A 481-nucleotide genomic window follows, 5' to 3' on the forward strand; every position below is an offset into this window, starting at 1 on the left:
TTCTCAAGAAACTGCAACTCAGATTATTAGCGGAATTCGTAGTCATCGAATAACTCTAGGTTTTATAGCTATTAATGATTCAAATAAAGAAGAAATTCATGATCTGGATTTTCAACCGGTTCATACTGGGCACCTAATGCTTTTTGTTTCCCCTGATAATCCACTTGTTAAAAAACAAAAAATTACTATTGAAGATCTTCAAAAACAACGGTTCGCTCTTTTTAACGATCCTTATAATGATCGTATTTTTGAACACCTGCAATATCTTTGTGGTCCACTCAAGACAGTAATCAAAACTGACGACGGTTGGGCGAAGTATACGACAATCAAACAAACGAATGCCGTTGCGCTTGTCCGCGACTGGCAAACGAGTTACTCATCTTATGAGCCCCTGCAAAAACTTCCGAGCTTGAGTATTGACAATCTAATAGACGACCGATTCTATCTTGGCTGGCTTACAAATCCCAAGTATAGCTCCAGT

Annotated in this window: 1 protein-coding gene; it reads left to right on the top strand. The window is 38.5% G+C overall.

Annotated features, from left to right (window positions below):
* The coding region (locus KH893_RS11815) for a LysR family transcriptional regulator substrate-binding protein (RefSeq protein WP_281166282.1) at nt 1-481 on the top strand (481 nt) is incomplete at both ends.

It is taken from the genome of Liquorilactobacillus sicerae (assembly GCF_029916425.1).
GTDB classification, from domain to species: Bacteria; Bacillota; Bacilli; order Lactobacillales; family Lactobacillaceae; genus Liquorilactobacillus; species Liquorilactobacillus sicerae.